The organism is Desulfovibrio sp. SGI.169 (genome assembly GCF_050313595.1).
Classification (GTDB): domain Bacteria; phylum Desulfobacterota; class Desulfovibrionia; order Desulfovibrionales; family Desulfovibrionaceae; genus Desulfovibrio.
Map to the genome: position 1 here is coordinate 1 of NZ_JBNPLS010000039.1, position 17,840 is coordinate 17,840.

A 17,840-nucleotide genomic window follows, 5' to 3' on the forward strand; every position below is an offset into this window, starting at 1 on the left:
TGGCGGCCAGTTTTTCCGAAATTGGGCGCTGGAGCAAGGAATGGACGCGGGCGCGTGGGGCGAAGACCAGATGCAGCGGCTCACTGGCGGATTTTACCGGGAGAGTGCGCCAAATCAGGGATTTTTACTTGATTATCAACTGGTCGCATCCGGTGTTTTTGGTTTTACGGCGGGGCCGACGCAGGACTCGCAAAGCAGGTTTCCGTCGGGGGATCAGTCAAAGGCATGGGCGTATGCCCCAATTGATTTTGACTCCGCTCGTGTGGCACGCAGCGGCACAGAGACAGTGCCGTCCCATGTCCGGCAGCCTGTCATTATCTATTTGGGCCGTCCGAGATAAATGATTACAGGCTGCCAGATATGCTGGGGCACGTTCTGCGGGCCAGTAGGCACGACATTGGCGGCGTTAAACAGATGCTGGATGTATGCTGATCCCCCGTCATTAAACGCTGCGCCGCCACCTAAACCCTTGATTGTGAAGGCACCGCCCACATAGCCTGTAGACCCTTTGTTTGGCATGTTGGCGGTCGAGCCTTCTATGTTCCTGATTTCGTCTCTGCCCCAGCTCCCCGCTTCCCGATCTCCCCCCAGCATCCAATTTCGGAAAAACTGGACTCCTCCCCATTTCCCCTGTGTCCATACGGGCATCCGATAAGCCTCCCCAAAGGAGGTAACGGATGCCCATCATTTTTCTTCGCTACAAAAAGAAGCCCTGGCTGGTGAAATTTCGCGAACCCTGGAGCGGTCGCCCGCGCCAGCGGGCATTTACGGAAGAGGCGGATGCGCAGGCGTTTTACACAGCGCAGGAATCCATTTACGAACGCGAGCGCGCCATCATTAAAGCAGTCCGCCGCAAGCACAGCCAGAGCCGCCCGACAAGCCCCACGGTTGCCGAGCTGCTGCGCCGTTATCTGGAGAGCCTGGACAATCCCACCACGCGCGCGGCCAGCGCCTATCACCTGCGCCTTTTTGCTGACATTTTCGGTGCTCGCAAAGCCCACTGCCTCACCGTGGAGGACGTGGCGGCCTTCCTCGACCTCCAGGCAAAACGCGGGGTGAGCAAAAGCACGGCATACCGGCGCATGGGCATTGTGCGCGCGGCGTTCCGCTGGGCTGCGCGCTGGGGCCTGCTCCCCGTCAATCCGCTTGCCAGCCTGCGCCTGCCCACTCAGGCTCCGCAGACTCCTGACCCGCCCACAGCCCGCGAGGCACGGCTGCTCTATGCGGCCGCCGCGCCCCATGTGCGGCGCGTCATCGCCCTGGGCATGGCCACGGGGGCGCGTATCGGGCCGAGCGAGCTGTTTCGCCTGCGCTGGACAGACGTAGACCTCAAAGGCGCAGTCCTGCGGATGCCCAATGCCAGCAAGGGCGCGGCCCTGGAAGCGCGCGAAGTGCCCCTGCGGCCCGACATCCTCACGCTCCTGCGCCGCTGGGCAGCGGAGGATGCCGCGCAGGGCTACACCCTAGTCATCCACTATAAGGGCCAGCCCGTGCGCAGCATCAGCCGGGGATGGCGCAATGCCCTGCGCCGGGCCGGAATTACGCGCCGCATCAGGCCCTATGACCTGCGTCATGCATTCGCCAGCCGGGCGCTGGACTATGGGGCTGAGCTGAAGTGTATCGCGGAAATCATGGGGCACAGCGATGAAAAAATGATTGTGCGGTTTTACCGCCACACCAGCGCCAAAGCGCGCCGCAAGGCCGTAAATGCGGCCCCGTCACTGGGACTGGAGCGAGTCGGATGCGGTCATCAGCCGTAAGATGGGCGTCGCGCGACAGACCGTGCGCTGGCACCGGCAAAGGCGCACTGAGTCCTGATTTCGGAGAGCTGCAACCGATGCCGAACGCACACCCCGCCGAAGGCAACAAAAACCCCTAAATTTTCTTCGCATGGAACGCGCTGTTTCCGGGCATGACGCGGATTTTTCCGGCATAGTGAGGGCTGACAGAGGCGGGGGCGCGGGCCGCCCCCACCGGCGGGCTTGGGCAAGCCCACCACGGCCCCACAAGCGGAAGAAAGCCGCTTGCAGAGTATCCGCCTGTCGTGTCTGTCCGCGAGGGACAAGGCATGGTCTAGCACGGCGGAACGCCTGGGGCAACCGCTGGAACCGCTGAAAATGAAGGAAAAGAAGGAAATTCGCTGTGGTCATTGCAACAAGCTGCTGGGCAAAGGAACCGCCCGCGATCTGGAAATCAAGTGCCCCCGCTGCGGCACGCTGAATCATGTGAGGGATTTTAGCCCCTGCTCCGAGCCGTCCGACGGCCAGAACGGAGCGTTTTATGCTGATTCCGAAAAAGAAATCGGAAAGTGAAACCATCATCATTGTGGGCCCCTACCGCATCCCGGTTACATGCGAAGCTTTCAGAAAGTGGGAAGCGGAGCTTATGACCGGGGCTGGCTTCACCGACAGGGAAATCAAGGCGGAAATTTTGCGGAGGCTGGGTTATGAACAGCATTGAGCTTCTGCCCGTTTCCGCCCTGCGGCCCGCCTTGTACAATCCCCGCGAGGCCGACGCGGAACGCCTGGAACTGGTACGGCTCTCCCTGCGCAAGCTGGGCTTTCTCCTGCCGCTGGTGGCCACGCCGGACGGAGAAATCCTTTCCGGGCATCAGCGGCACGCCGTGGCCGTGGACATGGGAGCCGCCCGCGTGCCCGTGCTGCGCGTGGACGTGCCGGAAGAGAGACGGCGCGGCATCAATATCCTGTTCAACCGGGCCACCAACGACATAGCCGTGCAGGATACCGAGCGGGACATGGGCGCGGCCCTGCGCGGGGCGGACGTTCATTCCCTGGCCGCAACGCTGCCGGACATAGCCCCGGACAGCCCGGCGTTCTGCCCCTGCATAGCCGCTGAGATGCAAGACGTTCTGCCCCTTGCCCGGCGCAATGTGTCCCACTTCGTGCGTCATGCCGCCAATGTGGGCAGAATGCTGGCCCGGCTTCATGTTCACCTGCCCATCGTGGTCACGCCGGACGGTACGGTCATCAATGGCGTGGGCAGACTGGAGGCCGCAGCCCGCAAGGGCCGGAAGGAAATAGCCGTGGTCACGCTGGACGAAGAGCGGGCCGAACTGGCCCGCGCCATGCTGAACCTTTTGAGCATGGATTTTCGTTTCACTGGCGACAATGCCGATTTTCTGCGCTACGGCGCGTTCCGGCGGAAATGGCTGCGTCGCACCTACCTGGGACGGGCGTTCGTGCTGCCGGTGTACCGGCACAAGCGACTTTCGGACGTGCGCCTGGATGAACCGTTCATGACAAAATGGAAGTCCGTCTGTGGGGAAAGCGTGCTGGATTTCGGCTCCGGCCAGGGCGACGAGGCCCGGATGCTCCGGGACGTGGGGATCCGTGTGACGGAGTTTGAGCCGTATCCCGCCGATGAAAACACGGTCAACCGGGAAAAGGGCCGGGCATCGGCCATGGGTTTTCTTTCCGCTGTGCGGGCGGGTACGCCGTTCAGCGCCATTTTCGTTTCCAGCGTTCTGAACAGCGTGCCTTTCCCGGAGGACAGGGAACATATTCTGCGCATTGTGGCGGCCCTGTGCGGCCCGGAAACACTGGTATGCGCGGCGGCGCGCGGAACAAAAAGCAGTTCGTGGCGCTGGTTCACGGATGGGGAAGCTACAAGTCAGAGAGCGTCCAGAGCGTGCAATTTTCCGCTGGATATGGAAAAAGGCGTCATTCTGGGAGATATCGCCACGGCACCCAAGGCGCAGAAGTTCTTTGAAGAAGCGGAATGGCTGGAATTGTGGAGCCGGTTTTTCGGCTCTGTGGAGGTCGGATTGTCCGACGGCATGGTGACGGTTCGCTGCCGCAGGCCGCTGGCATGGCATCCGCGAGAACTGGCGGAAAGCCTGCGCTTTGAATTTGACCTCCCGTACCCGGACGGCCAACGAATGGGGCTTGTCCGTCTGGCCCTCAAGTCGTTTTCCCAACGGCTCGGACTGTCCCTGGAGGATGTATGAGTCAGGGGCATGACTGGACGTTTCATGGCTTCGCCGGGGAGTTTGACGGCCATGTGCGGGAACAACTGCCCTGGTATGAGCTGGCCAGCGCCGCCATGGGCCTGATAGCCCGGCAATATATCCCGAAAGAGGGAAAGGTCTATGACCTTGGCGCGTCCACGGGCAATGTGGGCCGCGTGCTTGCTCCCACGCTTGAGGCGCGTTGTGCGCGGCTGACGGCTCTGGATGAATGCCCGGATATGGTGGAGGCGTACAATGCGCCGGGGCGGGCGCTGCGGGCCGACATAACGCGGTTCGACTACAAGCCCTTCGACGTGGCCGTGGCCTTTCTGGTGTTCATGTTTCTGGCCGTTCCCGCCCGGAGAAAACTGCTGGCTCGTCTGCGGCAGCAGCTACGCCCCGGCGGGGCCATCATCGTCTTTGACAAGCTGGTGCCGCCCGGCGGCTATCCGGCCACGGTGCTGGCAAGGCTGACCTGGACTTCCAAGCTGGACCAGGGCGCGGAACCCGGAGCCGTGGTCAGAAAGGAACTCTCCCTTTCGGGGATTCAGCGCCCGCTTTATCCCGGAGAACTGGGAGAGGATGCCGTGGAGGTTTTCAGGTTCGGGGACTTCGCGGGCTGGATTATTGAAGGCTGAAAAATGGACGTGTTTTTGTGTCTGTTCTGACACGCAGGCCACGCCCCGAAAATCTTAATTCAAAAAACGTGCCAAAGCAGAAAAAATGCTCTGGCACGTTCTCATTTCTCGTGCGGGAGATTCTCATTTCTCTTGCGCCCTCACAGCCTGACGGCAGGCGTGCCGACGGATGTGACCGGATGGCCGTGGAGCGTCACAAAGGAGAAAAAAGAAGCCCCACAAGGCTTTTTGGGGCCTTGTGGGGCTTCCTCGGATTTGGAATTGGCTCCCCGAGACGGACTTGAACCGCCAACCTAGTGATTAACAGTCACCCGCTCTGCCGATTGAGCTATCGGGGATCATTGAAGGCAAGAAGTCTTTTACGGAAAAGCCTTCGCAAGGTCAAGCGAAAATATGCGATTCTGTAAAAATCAGTGAAGCGCCGCCGTTTTCTTGCAGCGTTCAAGCTGCTTGCGGTAGCGATCCGCCTCGCTGTAGACGCAGCCGCAGTAGGGCTGACGGTACAGGCCCCACTCTCTGGAGAGGTCAATGCCGGCCTGCCAGTCTGCACGAAAATCACGGTAGACAAAGCCGGGGCCGCCTTTTTCCGCCAGGCGGCGGCCCGCCGCGGCGATAACCTCGTGCGGCTGATAGCGGGAGTAGAGCAGGCTGCTGCTGAAGTGGGCGAAGCCCAGCGAGGCCGCCTGGGCAAAGGCGGCCTCCATGCGGCTTTCACAGCACCAGGCGCAACGCGCGGGCGCTTCGTCCCGTCCGGCCACGGCGCGCAGCCAGGCTGTAATGTCCCATGCCGCGTCCGCATACAGAATTTCCGTACCCAGCCGCTCGGCGCACTGCCCGGCGGCTTCGCGCCGCCGCAGATATTCCGCCAGCGGTTGCACATTGGGATTCATGAACCAGGCCGTAACCGTATAGCCCTCGTCCAGCAGGCGGGTGATGGGCATGATGGCGCACGGTCCACAGCAGACATGCAGCAGCAGGCTGTCGCAGCCGCGCCTTGCCGTGCGCTCTAGGTGCGAATCGCTATTTCCAGGCATTTTCCGAAATCCTGCTCCATTTCGCGCAGGGTATCGCGCTTGTGATTGAGCAGATAGAGCCCCAGTTCACGCGAGGTTTCAAAAACGCATTTTTCGCCGTTGGAGGCGCGCAGCATGCGGCGCAGTTCGCGCAGGCCCTGCAGGGCCTGCCATTCCAGGTTGCGGCGCTGGCCTGTGCCGCCGCAGGCCGGGCAGGGCTCCATAGTGATGGCCAGCGCCGAAGAACCAGTGCGCTGGCGCACCAGCTCCAGCAGGCCAAAGGAACTCATGCGGGCCACATCGTGGCGGGCGCGGTCGTTTTTCATGGCCTGGCGCAGGGTTTTTTCCACCTCCAGCACATGCTTCTTGTCGCGCATTTCAATAAAGTCGATGACCACCTGACCGCCTATATCGCGCAAGCGAAGCTGGCGGGCGATGGTTTCGGCGGCCTCCATATTGGTTTTGTAGGCCATAGCCTCAAAATTGCCCTTGCCGGAAATTTTGCCGGAATTGATGTCGATGGCCATCAGGGCCTCGGTCTGGTCAAAGACCAGACGACCGCCCGAGGGCAGGGTCACTTCGCGGGAATATATCTGATCCAGCTGGCGGCGCAGGTTGAAGCGCTCCCACATGGACTGGCGGATATCGCCGTGCAGGCGCACCAGGTCTTTTTTGCGCGGAAAGAGCAGATTGGCCGTGTCGCGGATGCCCTGGGCCACATCCTCATTGTCCACCCAGATTTCACAGACGTCATCGGTAAGGTAGTCGCGCACCGCGCGTTCAGAGAGGCCGGGTTCCTGATGAATCAGGGCCGGCGCGGCGACCTCGGTGGCCTTTTTGCGTATGTCGCGCCAGAGGCGCTTCAGATACTGAAGATCGGTTTTCAGCGTGGTCTTGGTGGTGCCCGCGCTCACCGTGCGCACGATGACGCCCAGACCCTGGCCGGGGTCAATGCCGTTCATCATGTCGCGCAGGCGGGCGCGTTCCTCGTCGCTTTCCACCTTGCGGGAAACGCCGATCTGCTCCTGCCCCGGCGTGAGCACCAGAAAACGCCCGGCCAGCGACAGCCAGGTGGTCAGAAACGCGCCCTTGTTGCCGGTGGGTTCCTTGACCACCTGCACCAGCACTTCCTGGCCGGCCTTGAGCACTTTCTGGATAGGAGGAAATTTTTTGCCCTTGGCCGGTTCGTGGTGGGCCTGCCAGTATTCGGGGTGGATTTCATCAATCTGCAAAAAGCCGTTCTTGCCCGCGCCGTAGCTTACAAAGGCGGCCTGAAGATTGGTGTCGATATTGTGGATGACGCCCTTGTAGATATTGCCCTTGATCTTGCGCTGGTGAAGCATGTCCAGATAATACTCCAGCAGGCGGCCCTCTTCGGCCAGGGCCACTTCCACCTGTTCGCCGGGCAGGACGCTGATGAACATGCGCCGCTTGCCCGCTGTCGCGTCAGCTCTGGCCCTGGCCGACGCGGCGCGTGTGGCGGTTTTTTTGCCGCTTTCGTTGCCGGCGGCCGGGGCGCTTTTGCTTTTTTTGGCGCTCTTGGGGGCGGGCGCTTCGGCGGCGGCTTCGCCGGCGTCAGCCGGTGAGGGGGCCTCGGCCTCGTCGATGTCGCCTTCTTGCCGGGCAAACGCTTCGTGTTCGTCCACGGCGGCTTCATTCTCGCCTGTTTCATCCGTGGCGGGCGCGCGGCTTTTGCGGCTTCGGCCACGCCCGCCACGCCGTCCGCGACGGCTTTTGCGGCGGTGCGTTTCAGCGGCGTCTTCGCTTCCGCTTTCGGCCGCTGTGGCCTCATCGGCTTCCACGGCTTCCAGGGGCAAGGTTTCTTCCGGCAGTGTCTGTTCGGTTGATTCCAGCGTCACGTCCGACGCCGCCGGGGCTTTTCTGGTTCGGGAAGCCCTCTTGGGGCTTTTGGCGGCGGGGGCGTCCGCCGTGGGTTTGGCCTCGGATGGGCTTTCTTCCGCCGTCGGGGCCGGGGCGGCGTCGCCTTGTGCGGAGGTTGCGGGCGTAGCGGCTTTCTGGGCGCGCGGGCTGCGCGTGGTGGCTCGCGTGGCGCTGCGGGCGCGACCGGGAGCGGGCCTGGCGGCGCTTGCCGGTGCGGCCTCAACGTCATTCGGCCCGGATTCCGCCGGGGCCGTGGGGCCGCTTTCTGCCTCGACCCTGGCCGCGCGGCTTTTGCCCGCAGCCCGTTTCGGCGCGCGCGGTCTTGGGGCCGCGCTTTCCTCGCCGCCTTCCGCGCTTTTGGCCGCCGCGCGTCCGCCGCCGCGCGCTTTGCGCGCGGGAGCGTTCGCGGGGCTTTCCGGGGGGGCATCGGCAGCGGGCGTTGTCGCCGCCTCGCCGTTTTGGACGGCGGGCTTTCTGGAGCTGCGGGAGGATGCGCGGCGTTTGGGAGCGGGGGCTTCCGCCGGGGCCTCGCCAGAGGCGGCGGGGCCTGTGGAAGCGGAAGATACGGAAGATGCGTCCTGGCTTGCGCCATCCGTGGCGTGGGACGCGGCCACGGAAAAATCCTGGTCAGTGGTCATGAAAATCCTTCTGGCGGCAGCCTGAAAAACAGCGCCGCAAAAAATTCGTGGATCGGCCAGCCGGGCCTCGTTGAGACAGCGCGGCAGCAGCGCCGTCGCGGGCGCGCATTTGCCGCGGGCATGCCGAACCTTGTTTTTACAAGATACGTCTTTTGCGGAAATATGCAAGAAGCCGCGCAGCCCGTCCCGCCCGCCGCGCGAACACGCGGCGAAAAGAGGTCGCGCTGGCGGCGTCAGCGACGTTCAAGCACACGCAGTTCCGCGGACAGGCGGCCCGAGTTGGAGCGCAGCACCACATAACCGCCCTGGGCCAGCGCGCCGGGGTTGACCACCACGGTGCGCCCCACGCGATCCACGGCCCTGGCCTCATGGATATGACCGCACAGACAGATGTCGGGCTGGGCTTCCTCCAGAAATTCGCGCACCGCCGTGGAACCCACATGGATGTCGCCGGGTATGATGTCGCAGGCCGTATCCTTGGGCGGATTGTGGGATACCAGCACCGTGTGCGGATAGCGCCGGGCGCGTTGCCAGCAGGCGTCCAGCCAGGCCGCGAATGCGGATTCGGGAAATTCGCTGGGCGTGCCGAAAGGCGTGAAGGTGGAGGCCCCCACGCCAAAAATGGCCGTATCCGGCGTCAGCTCACGGGTGATGGTATGCAGATTCCAGCCCCGCTCGCTGAGCCATGCGTCCACTTCGGGCCGATCCATATTGCCGATCTGGGCCCAGACCGGCAGGCCGCGGGCGCGCAGGGCCTCCATGACCAGTTCGGCCTGCTTGACGCCGCCGGTGATGGTCAGGTCGCCGGTGACGATGATGCCGTCAGCCTGGGCCAGTTCCGGAATCCGCCCGAAGCAGGCGGGCTCGTCGTGAATGTCGCCCACGGCGATCCAGAGGTAATCCCGCGTATCGGCACTTGGCATGGCGTCCCATCCTTTGTTATAAAAATCGTTACGCAATCCTGCCATAACTCGCCACGGATGGAAAGGCCCGCCATGCATCCCGCACAAACCGCATCAGCTTTGCCCACCATGGAAAAGGGCGCATCCGTCGCGGCGCGCAAGACAGCCCTGCGTGAGCGCATGCGCAGGCTGCGTCTCGACCAACCGCCGGGCCTGGCGCGGGCGCGCAGCCTGGAGGCGCAGCGACGTCTGATGGATGCCCCCTGCTGGCGCAACGCGCGTTCCGTGGCGCTCTATGTGGCGCTGAAGGGCGAATTGTCCACAGACAGCCTGCTGGATGCGGCCTGGAAAAGCGGCCGCGCGGTCTGGCTGCCGCGTGTCCGGCCCCGGGAGCCGGGGCGTATGGAGTTTGTGGCCTGCGCGGGGCCGGGGCAACTGCGGCCCGGCCCCTTCGGCCTGCGTGAGCCGGAGGACGGCTTGCCCGGTCTGGGCCCGGAAGAGGCGGGCATGAGCTTCAGGCCGGATCTGCTGGTGCTGCCGGGGCTGGCCTTTGACCGGCGCGGCGGCCGCCTGGGCTTTGGCGGCGGCTATTATGACCGCTTTCTGGACAATATGCCGGCCTGCCCGCGCGTGGGCCTGTGTTTCGCCTTCCAGATCATCAGAAACCTGCCCCTCGAACAGTGGGACCAGCGCGTGCGCTATCTCTGCACGGAAGAGCAATTCCTGTGCCTGTAAAGTACATTCCCTTTCAGTTTCCCGGTCTGGAAAATGTCGCTTGCGCCTTTCAGGCGCGCGCCGCCATGCCTGACGGCGGATACCGCGACGCTTACGACGGCGGCAACATTTCCTTCAGCGCGGGGGACGATGCGGGCCGCGTGGCGGACAATCGCCGTGACATGCTGGCGGCCCTGCGGACGCGCGGCCTCACGGCCTGGGCGGAACTCAATCAGGTGCATGGCGACGCGCTGCTCTTTGAGCCGGAAAGCGTGCCTTGCCAGGCCCGCCCCGTTGCGGAGGGCGACGGCATGGCCACCTCCCGGCCCGGCCTGGGCCTGCTGATCAAGACAGCGGACTGTCAGCCCATTCTGCTGGCGCACAAAAGCGGTCGCTATGTGGCGGCCCTGCACGCGGGCTGGCGGGGCAACCGCTGCGATTTTCCGGGCACGGGCGTGGCCCGTTTCTGTGCGCGCTATAATCTCAAGGCCCGCGATCTGCTGGCCGTGCGCGGCCCCAGCCTTGGCCCGGCACGGGCGGAGTTTGTCAATTTTGAGCGGGAATGGGGGGATGCCTTTCGCCCCTGGTTTGACCCGCAGACGCGAACCATGAACCTCTGGGGCCTGACCCGCCATCAGTTGCGGCAGGCGGGCCTGCCGGAATGCCAGATTTTCGGCCTGGATCTCTGCACGGCCTCCAATCCCGACCAGTTTTTTTCTTACCGTCGGGAGAAAAGGTCCGGTCGTCAGGCCAGCCTGATCTGGATCGCGGCCGAGCCGCATTGACAGAGCACTTCGCCGCGCCTAATGTGCCTTGTGGAAACGGCAGCCGGGACGCCGCAGCGGCGCGCCGGCTTGAAAAGGGAATCCCGTGCGAAACGGGAGCGGACCCGCCGCCGTGAGATCCATTAACCACGCCCCATCTCGCGCCACTGGAAACGGGAAGGCCGGGGCAAGGGGATCAAGCCGGAAGACCTGCCGTTGTTCCAGATGTCCGCGCTTCGGATGCTCCAGGCGCGGCAACGTCTCCGGCAACGGGTTTTTGCCGGTCAGGCAGAGGAAATACGGGCCTCTTCCAGTATGGAAGAGGCTTTTTTTGTCCGCGCAAGCCCCGCAGCATATGCCCGCAAACGTCGTTTTCGCTTTTTCCGGGTCGCCCGAATCACGCTCTCCGCGTCTCGCGCTGGCGGGGCTGGCCGCGCTCTGGTTCGCTTCTCTGCCTCTGGCCTGCCTGCCGGGGCCGTATCCGCTGGACGCGGGCGAGGTCTTTCGGGCGCTGGCCGTCAGTCTGGGCCTGAGCGACGCGCCGGTGGAGACCGCCCGCCTGCTGGTGGTGGAAAAAATTCGTCTGGCGCGGGTCTGTCTGGCGGCTTTGTGCGGCGGGGCGCTGGCTGTGGCGGGCGCGGCCCTTCAGGGCGTGCTGCGCAACCCCCTGGCCGATCCCTTCACGCTGGGCATTTCCGCGGGCGCGGCCTGCGGGGCGAGTATGGCCATCGCTCTGGGCGGCGGCCTGGCCGCCGCGTTCGGGCTCTCCCAGGCCGGACTGGTGGCCCCGGCCGCCCTGTGCGGCGCCCTGCTGGCCCTGTGCGGCGCGCTGTGGCTGGGACGGGGGCGGGGAGATTTCGGCCGCGAAAGCGTGATTCTGGCGGGCATTGCCGTGGCCGCTTTTCTGGGGGCCCTGGTGGCGCTGGTCAAGGCGCTCAACGAAGAGTCCGTGACCAGCATCGTATTCTGGATTCTGGGCTCTTTGCAGGGACGGGGCTGGGACAGCCTGCCCCTGCTGCTGGGCGCGTCCGCGCCGGGTTTGCTGGCTGTGGGCCTGGGCTGGCGCGCTCTTGACGTGCTTTCGCTGGGTGACGAACAGGCCGCGCAACTGGGGCTCAATGTGGGCCGGGCGCGCTTCTGGCTTTTGGCCGGGGCCAGTTGCATGACGGCGGGTTGCGTGGCCGTGGCCGGGGTGATCGGCTTTGTGGGGCTGGTTGTGCCGCATGTGCTGCGGCTCTTGCTGGGGCCGGGGCACGGCCCCCTGCTGACAGGCGCTTTTTTCGGCGGCGGCGTGCTGCTTGTCTGGGCAGACGTGCTGGCCCGCAGCGTGCTGGACGGCGGTCAGGAGCTGCCGGTGGGCGTGGTTACGGCCCTGCTGGGCGGGCCCTTTTTTGCCCTGCTGGTGCGGAGGCGCTGATGTCCGGCAAACGGCGTTTGTCAGGGAAAGCGTTGCTGAATGTGCGCGATCTGGCGGCGGGCTATGGCGGGCGGCCCGTGCTGCGCGGCATAAGCCTGAAGGCGCGCGGCGGCGAAAGCGTGGCCCTGCTTGGCCCCAACGGCAGCGGCAAGACGACGCTGCTGCGTTGCGTTTCCGGCGTGTTGCGACCCCTGAGCGGCGGCGTATGGCTGGCCGGCAGGGCTGTGGAGCGTCTGCGCCCGCGCGAGCGCGCCCGGCTGGCCGCCGTGGTGCCGCAGCGCGCGGAATGCCCGCCCGGCCTGAGCGCGCGGCGAATGGTGCTGCTGGGGCGCTATCCGTATCTTTCCTGGCTGGGCGGCTACGGGCGGCGGGATTATGAGGCCGCGGAACGCGCTTTGGCCGCCACCGGGGCCGCCGGTCTGGCGGGGCGGCGCGTGGACGAACTGTCCGGCGGGGAATTGCAGCGGGTGCTGCTGGCGCGGGCTCTGGCCCAGGAGAGTCCCCTGCTGCTGCTGGACGAACTGGCCGCCGGGCTGGATCTGGCCCGCATGGTGGAGCTGTTTGACCTGCTGGAGCGCCGCCGGGCCGCCGGGGCCTGCCTGTTCATGGTCATGCACGATTGCAATCTGGCCTCTCTGTACGCCACCCGGCTGATCGGCCTGAAAAACGGACGCGTGCTTTTTGACGGCCCCGCGTCCGCGATTTTTACCGAGGAGAATCTCAGTGCCCTGTACGACACGCCCATCCGCGTTTTTCCGCATCCCCGCTGGGGCTTGCCCCAGGCATTGCCGGATCGCGCGTCCGGCCCGTGGAGCGGCCTTGCTTCTGCCCCTGCTTCTGGGTCTGGCCCTGCTGGCGGGGGGGCGGGTTGAGGCCGCCCCGCCCATTGAGGTGACGGACGATACGGGCGTCACCGTGCGGCTGGACAAACCCGCCACGCGGGTTATCGCCCTGTACGGCGCTTTCAGCGAACTGCTGCTGGCCCTGGACGCGCGCGAGCTGCTGGCGGCGCGCACCGTGGCCGACGCGCGCCTGCCGGAACTGGCCGGGCTGCCCGCCGTCGGAACGCACATGCGGCCCAATGTGGAACTGATCGTGGCCCGCAGGCCGGATATCGTGCTTCAGCTCGCGGGACGGCGCGAGGCCCTGTTGCAGACCGAGGCCCTGCGCGGGCTGGGCGTCAATGTGCTGACCTTTGAGATGGATTCCTTCGAGAAGATGTTTGCCGTGCTGGAGAAGCTGGGAAGGCTCACGGGCCGGGAGCGGCAGGCCGCCGGGCTGCTGCGGAACTGGAGCGCGCGCCTGGCGGCGTTGCGGGCGCGCAACGCGGGCAGAAAGCCGCCGCGCGTTTTTTATGAAGCGCGTTATCCCAACCTGCTGGCCGCCGGACGGGGCAGCATTGTGAATGAAATTATCGTTGCGGCGGGCGGTGAAAACGTGGTCGATGACGACAAGAAGCTGGCGCGCTTCAATGAAGAGGCTTTGATTCGCGCAAACCCGGACGCCTACCTGATTCAGAAAGGCCCCATGAATCCCGACCCGCAACCCCTGACCGGGCGCGCCCATTACCGGGCTTTGCGCGCCGTGCGCGCGGGCCGTGTGCTGGTGGTGGACGAGAGCCGCTTCGCCCGCCCCGGCCCCGCCTCGGTGGAAGCGGCGGAAGAACTGGAAAAATGGTTACACCCCTCGGATGAGCGAGAAAAGCAATGAACGGAACTCTGTATGGCGTGGGCGTGGGCCCCGGCGCGTCCGACCTGCTGACCCTGCGCGCCGTCAACGTGCTGCGCGCGGTGGATGTGATTCTGGCGGCGGCTTCGCCGCGCAATGACTATTCCGCCGCTCTGGATACGGCCCGCCCCCATCTGCGGCCTGACGCGCGTTTGCTGCGGCTGGAATTTCCCATGACCCGTGATGCCGGCGTCTTGCGGGCGGCATGGCTCAAGGCCGCCCAGGCCGCCCGCGAGGTGCTGGAGGGCGGTGAAAACGCGGCTTTTTTGACCATTGGCGATCCGCTCATTTACAGCACGTTCGGCTATCTGCTGCGTACCCTGCGGGAAATGGCGCCCCATCTGCCGGTGGAGATTGTGCCGGGCGTCACCTCTTTTCAGGCCGCCGCCGCGCGCACGGCCACCGTGCTCTGCGAGGGCGGCGAGAGCCTGCGCGTTCTGCCCGGCATCAACGGACGGGAGAGCCTGGCGGCGGAACTGGGCGGCGCGGACACGGCGGTGGTTCTCAAGGCCTATCGGAATTTCCCCGCCATTTGCGAGGCCCTGCGGGCCACGGGCCGCCAGGCGGACAGCCTGCTGGCCAGCCGTGTGGAGCAGCCGGGGGAAGACATTCGGCGCGGTATGGACGGTCTGGGCGGCGCGGGCGGCACACCGCCCTATATGTCGCTGATTTTAAGCCGAAAGCCGACGATGAAGCCGGAGTAACGGCGGCTTCAGGCATGCTTCCAGCGATAGGGAATGCCCGCGTCGTCAGGCGGGCGGCGTTCGCCTTCCGCCGGGTCGTGGGGAATGTCCGCGCAGTTGCAAATCAGGGCCGTTTCCTCGCCCAGCGCCGTGAAGCCGTACCAGACCCCCGGCGGGATGCGCAGCAGGCCGTAGTGCTCCGGCCTGCCCAGCGCCAGTTCGCAGAGCGCGCCGCATGTGGGCGACGCGGGCCGGTCGTCATACAGCACAATGGCGAGCAGGCCGCGCGGCACGGCAAAAAGCTGGGTCTGGCGGCGGTGGCGCTTCCAGGCCTTCACCGCGCCGGGCAGCACTTCCGAAAAATAGATTTCGCCGAAACCGCCTGCAAAATCGGGCAGCAGCGGCGACTGAGGCCGCAGCATGCGCAGCACTGGCCCGCCCGGCGCGGGAATCACCGCCAGGGGCTGGAAGAGCGCGCCGGCAATGCCCACATCCCGCGCGGCGGCGTCCGCGGCCGCATGCTCCTGAGCGCGCGCGTTCATCAGCGCGTCCATATCTGGCCGCGCTGCTCGGCGGCGTTGGTGTAGGCGGCGATCTGCCCCAGGGTGAAATCCAGCATGTCCGGCGGGGTGTGGCCGTCCCGGCCCCGGTAGAAGCGATGATACCACTCGGCGGTATAGCGGATGGTCTCGTCAAAGCCGAGGGTGGCCTTCCAGCCCAGATGGGCCAGGGCCTTGTCGCAGCAGAGCTTGAGCAGGGTGCATTCCTTCATGCCCGCCTGGCCGGCTTCGTCCGCTTGATGCTCAAAGCCGGGCCAGTGGCGGGCCAGGGCCGCCGCCACCTCGGCCACTGTATTGTTGACATCCGCCGCCGGGCCGAAGTTGTAGGCCTGCCCGCGCGGGTCAAAGGGCAGGCCGGGGGTCGCGCCGCCGGCCTTGTCGTCGCCCAGCAGACGCGCGCCCAGCCAGAGATAGCCGGAAAGCGGTTCCAGCACAAGCTGCCAGGGCCGCGTGGCCCACGGGCTGCGTATCCGCACGGCCCGGCCCTCGGCCCAGGCCCGCGCGCAGTCGGGCACGATGCGGTCCAGGGCCCAGTCGCCGCCGCCGATCACATTGCCCGCGCGCACGGTGGCGCAGGCCGGCCCTTCCCTGAAAAAGCTCTGAAAATAGGAATGGGCGATGATTTCCGCGCAGCCCTTGGAGGCGGAATAGGGGTCGACACCGCCCAGGTGGTCGGTTTCGCGGTAGCCCCAGACCCATTCGTCATTGCGGTAGCACTTGTCCGAGGTGATCATGACCACCGCCCGTACCGAGGGGCAGGCGCGCACGGCTTCCAGCATGTTCATGGTGCCGAGCATATTGGCTTCAAAGGTGCCGGCCGGGTCTTCATAAGACTTGCGCACCAGGGCCTGGGCCGCCAGATGAAAAATCACCTCCGGCCTGAAGCGCCGGACGGCGTCAATCATGGCCTGCCGGTCGCGTATGTCGCCGCGCATGTCTTCCAGATGCGCGCCCAGATTCATGGCCGCGAAATGCGACGGCTCTGTGGGAATGCCGTTGGAAAAGCCGCACACTGTCGCTCCCAGCCGCGTGAGCCAGGCCGCCAGCCAGGAACCCTTGAAACCCGTGTGCCCGGTGACGAAGACCCGGCGTCCTTGATATGCGTTGGCAAACATGATTGATCCTTGCTCGTAAAAAAACGGAATTGTTATCCCGGACGCGCGGCAAAGAGCCGGCCCGCGCTACGCCCAGAAGGCCCGACCGCTGTTCCAGAGTTCATTCAGCTTCAGGGAGTCGCGCAGGGTATCCATGCACTGCCATTGCCCGGGATGCGGATACATGGAGAGCTGACCCTCGGCGGCCAGTCGCTGCAGGGGCTCCTTTTCCAGGTCGCAGCTTTCGTCCTCGCTCAGATAGTCCAGAAAGCGGCGTTCAAAGACGAAAAAGCCGCAGTTGATGTATTCGTTGAGCACGGGCTTTTCCTCCCAGGAGAGTATTTTGCCCGCCGCGTCCGTGCGCACCGCGCCGAAGCGCGAAGGCATGCGCACCCCGGTGAAGGTGCCGATGGCGCCGGCCTGTTTGTGGAATGCCAGCAGGTTGTTCAGATCAATATCCGCCACGCCGTCGCCGTAGGTGACCATGAAGCGGTCGCTGTCGATATGTCTGGCCACGCGTTTGATGCGGCCGCCCTTGAGGGTTTCCTGCCCGGTGTCGCAGAGGGTCACCCGCCAGTCTTCGATATGGCCCGGGTGGGCGGTTATGGCTCCGCTTTTGAGCTCCACGGTGAAGTCCGTGTTGCGGATGTTGTAGTCGTGAAAATATTGTTTGATGACCTCGCCCTTGTATCCCAGGGGCAGGATGAAATCCTTGAAGCCGAAGCGGGCGTAAATGGACATGATGTGCCAGAGCACGGGCCGTCCGCCGATTTCCACCATAGGCTTGGGTTTGACCGAGGTTTCCTCGCGCAGGCGCGTGCCTTTGCCGCCGCACATGATGATCACTTTCATAAATGCCTCCTGGCGTCGCTTGCGGGGCGACGCCCCGCGAAACTTGCCTACCTGTAGCAGAAGGCCGCGCGGAAAAAAAGCCCCGTCCGGCGGGGCGACAGCCGCCGTTTTCAGGGCTTTGCATTATGCCGGGCCGCGCGTTATGGTTTTTCCGGATGAAACGGAATAACCGCGCCCGGGCGCATGACAAAAGGATATTATCATGAATAGATGGCGTCGGTCGTCTCCCCTGCTTCTGGCGGCGGCCCTGTTGACGACTTTGCTTGCAGCCTGTTTCACCTCCGGCCCGCAGAAAGCCCTGAACAGGCTGGCCGATGCTCTGGACAAAAACGACAGCGCGGCTTTCCTGGCCCAGTTGGACATGAAGACGTTCGCGACCAACCAGATCAAAAATCTGACCCGTGAGGATCAGGCCCTGAGTTCCCTGGACTCTCTGGGCCGTATGCTGGGGCTGGGCGGCATGGATGATCTGCTGGGCAGCGTGCTGAATATGGAAAACAGCCTGCGGGGCCAGTACACCCGTGGCGTAAGCACCGGCGAACTGGCGGCCCGGTGTCGCGAGGCGCAAAGTCCGGACTGCCCCTGGGAGACTGAAGCGCTGAGAAAGGCTCAGGTGACTGAGCTGAGCGATACGGCGGCGGTGGCCAAAGTGACCACGCCCACCCGGATGACCAGCTGGCTGGCCCTGCGCAAAAAGGGTGACGCCTGGCTGGTGGTGGGGCAGGCCATTCTGGAAAATACGGCCAGAGCCTACGCCGCGGACGCTGCCGCGTCGCCGGCGGAGGGCGCGGCCGGAGACAGCGGAAACAAGGGCAAGAGCCATCCCGGCGCGGGGGCCGACAAGCCCTCTGGAAGCGGCGTGGTGAATATTTAGGGCAGCCCCGTCAACTTCGCCTCGGCAGCTGTGTCTGCTTGCAAAAGTGGACGCCGCAAAACCCGCAAGGGTTTTGCGGCGTCGTGGCCGGGTTCATTTGCGATGAAAAAGACTT

At 64.9% G+C, this 17,840-nt stretch carries 18 protein-coding genes, 1 tRNA gene, 1 pseudogene and 1 riboswitch; of the genes and pseudogenes, 13 read left to right on the top strand and 7 right to left on the bottom strand.

The genetic code is table 11. The annotated features are described in order from the left end of the window. From ACQRA4_RS12585 to ACQRA4_RS12610, 6 genes and pseudogenes are all read left to right on the top strand, one after another. Positions 1 to 340: pseudogene (locus tag ACQRA4_RS12585) on the top strand (hypothetical protein); the annotation flags it as partial. 337 nt (positions 341 to 677) lie between these two features. After that, on the top strand, positions 678 to 1,760 hold the full coding sequence (locus ACQRA4_RS12590) for a tyrosine-type recombinase/integrase (RefSeq protein WP_427823413.1): 1,083 nt from the start codon (positions 678 to 680) through the stop codon (positions 1,758 to 1,760). Positions 1,761 to 2,024: 264 nt separating this feature from the next. Beyond that, a complete protein-coding gene (locus ACQRA4_RS12595) occupies positions 2,025 to 2,312 on the top strand; it encodes a Com family DNA-binding transcriptional regulator (protein WP_427823414.1) in 288 nt (95 codons plus the stop codon). After that, complete coding sequence (locus tag ACQRA4_RS12600) at positions 2,281 to 2,460, top strand: hypothetical protein (protein ID WP_427823415.1); 180 nt, start codon at positions 2,281 to 2,283, stop codon at positions 2,458 to 2,460. Before ACQRA4_RS12595 ends, ACQRA4_RS12600 begins: the two co-directional genes overlap by 32 nt. After that, complete coding sequence (locus tag ACQRA4_RS12605; RefSeq protein ID WP_427823416.1) at positions 2,447 to 3,967, top strand: ParB N-terminal domain-containing protein; 1,521 nt, start codon at positions 2,447 to 2,449, stop codon at positions 3,965 to 3,967. Before ACQRA4_RS12600 ends, ACQRA4_RS12605 begins: the two co-directional genes overlap by 14 nt. Then, positions 3,964 to 4,605, top strand: a complete 642-nt coding sequence (locus ACQRA4_RS12610) for a class I SAM-dependent DNA methyltransferase (protein WP_427823417.1) — start codon at positions 3,964 to 3,966, stop codon at positions 4,603 to 4,605. The genes ACQRA4_RS12605 and ACQRA4_RS12610 overlap by 4 nt, the downstream gene beginning before the upstream one ends. 262 nt (positions 4,606 to 4,867) lie before the next feature. Here the strand turns inward: ACQRA4_RS12610 and ACQRA4_RS12615 are convergent. The 4 genes from ACQRA4_RS12615 to ACQRA4_RS12630 form a co-directional block, all read right to left on the bottom strand. Further along, a tRNA-Asn gene (locus ACQRA4_RS12615) sits at positions 4,868 to 4,943 on the bottom strand. Positions 4,944 to 5,015: 72 nt separating this feature from the next. Continuing rightward, positions 5,016 to 5,639, bottom strand: coding sequence for an epoxyqueuosine reductase QueH (locus tag ACQRA4_RS12620; protein WP_427823418.1), 624 nt, complete (start codon positions 5,637 to 5,639; stop codon positions 5,016 to 5,018). After that, the gene (locus ACQRA4_RS12625; RefSeq protein ID WP_427823419.1) at positions 5,612 to 8,137 is read right to left on the bottom strand and encodes an Rne/Rng family ribonuclease; all 2,526 of its coding nucleotides are present in this window, start codon (positions 8,135 to 8,137) and stop codon (positions 5,612 to 5,614) included. Before ACQRA4_RS12625 ends, ACQRA4_RS12620 begins: the two co-directional genes overlap by 28 nt. A gap of 233 nt (positions 8,138 to 8,370) precedes the next feature. After that, entirely contained in the window at positions 8,371 to 9,060 is a 690-nt protein-coding gene (locus tag ACQRA4_RS12630) for a metallophosphoesterase (protein WP_427823420.1), read from the bottom strand. Positions 9,061 to 9,132: 72 nt separating this feature from the next. On the opposite strand from ACQRA4_RS12630, the gene ACQRA4_RS12635 reads away from it, so the two are divergent. The 6 genes from ACQRA4_RS12635 to cobI all read left to right on the top strand — a co-directional run bounded on the left by ACQRA4_RS12635 (position 9,133) and on the right by cobI (position 14,366). Continuing rightward, positions 9,133 to 9,774, top strand: coding sequence for a 5-formyltetrahydrofolate cyclo-ligase (locus tag ACQRA4_RS12635; RefSeq protein ID WP_427823421.1), 642 nt, complete (start codon positions 9,133 to 9,135; stop codon positions 9,772 to 9,774). Continuing rightward, a complete protein-coding gene (locus ACQRA4_RS12640; protein ID WP_427823422.1) occupies positions 9,765 to 10,538 on the top strand; it encodes a polyphenol oxidase family protein in 774 nt (257 codons plus the stop codon). The genes ACQRA4_RS12635 and ACQRA4_RS12640 overlap by 10 nt, the downstream gene beginning before the upstream one ends. Positions 10,539 to 10,558: 20 nt before the next feature. After that, a riboswitch (cobalamin riboswitch) is annotated at positions 10,559 to 10,749 on the top strand. A 123-nt stretch (positions 10,750 to 10,872) separates the two neighbouring features. Then, a complete protein-coding gene (locus ACQRA4_RS12645; protein WP_427823423.1) occupies positions 10,873 to 11,934 on the top strand; it encodes a FecCD family ABC transporter permease in 1,062 nt (353 codons plus the stop codon). Continuing rightward, positions 11,934 to 12,806, top strand: a complete 873-nt coding sequence (locus tag ACQRA4_RS12650; RefSeq protein WP_427823424.1) for an ABC transporter ATP-binding protein — start codon at positions 11,934 to 11,936, stop codon at positions 12,804 to 12,806. The genes ACQRA4_RS12645 and ACQRA4_RS12650 overlap by 1 nt, the downstream gene beginning before the upstream one ends. Then, positions 12,754 to 13,644, top strand: a complete 891-nt coding sequence (locus tag ACQRA4_RS12655; RefSeq protein ID WP_427823425.1) for an ABC transporter substrate-binding protein — start codon at positions 12,754 to 12,756, stop codon at positions 13,642 to 13,644. The genes ACQRA4_RS12650 and ACQRA4_RS12655 overlap by 53 nt, the downstream gene beginning before the upstream one ends. After that, positions 13,641 to 14,366, top strand: coding sequence for a precorrin-2 C(20)-methyltransferase (gene cobI, locus ACQRA4_RS12660; RefSeq protein WP_427823426.1), 726 nt, complete (start codon positions 13,641 to 13,643; stop codon positions 14,364 to 14,366). Before ACQRA4_RS12655 ends, cobI begins: the two co-directional genes overlap by 4 nt. 8 nt (positions 14,367 to 14,374) lie before the next feature. On the opposite strand, the gene ACQRA4_RS12665 is transcribed toward cobI, so the two are convergent. The 3 genes from ACQRA4_RS12665 to rfbF form a co-directional block, all read right to left on the bottom strand. After that, entirely contained in the window at positions 14,375 to 14,887 is a 513-nt protein-coding gene (locus ACQRA4_RS12665) for a dTDP-4-dehydrorhamnose 3,5-epimerase family protein (protein WP_427823427.1), read from the bottom strand. Continuing rightward, complete coding sequence (rfbG, locus tag ACQRA4_RS12670) at positions 14,887 to 16,020, bottom strand: CDP-glucose 4,6-dehydratase (RefSeq protein ID WP_427823428.1); 1,134 nt, start codon at positions 16,018 to 16,020, stop codon at positions 14,887 to 14,889. Before rfbG ends, ACQRA4_RS12665 begins: the two co-directional genes overlap by 1 nt. Positions 16,021 to 16,086: 66 nt before the next feature. Then, positions 16,087 to 16,851, bottom strand: coding sequence for a glucose-1-phosphate cytidylyltransferase (gene rfbF, locus ACQRA4_RS12675; RefSeq protein ID WP_427823429.1), 765 nt, complete (start codon positions 16,849 to 16,851; stop codon positions 16,087 to 16,089). A 202-nt stretch (positions 16,852 to 17,053) separates the two neighbouring features. Here rfbF and ACQRA4_RS12680 point away from each other — a divergent pair, with 202 nt between their 5' ends. Further along, positions 17,054 to 17,725 carry a hypothetical protein gene (locus ACQRA4_RS12680; protein ID WP_427823430.1) on the top strand — a complete coding sequence of 224 codons (672 nt, stop codon included), beginning with the start codon at positions 17,054 to 17,056 and terminating at the stop codon, positions 17,723 to 17,725. Positions 17,726 to 17,840: the final 115 nt, after the last annotated feature.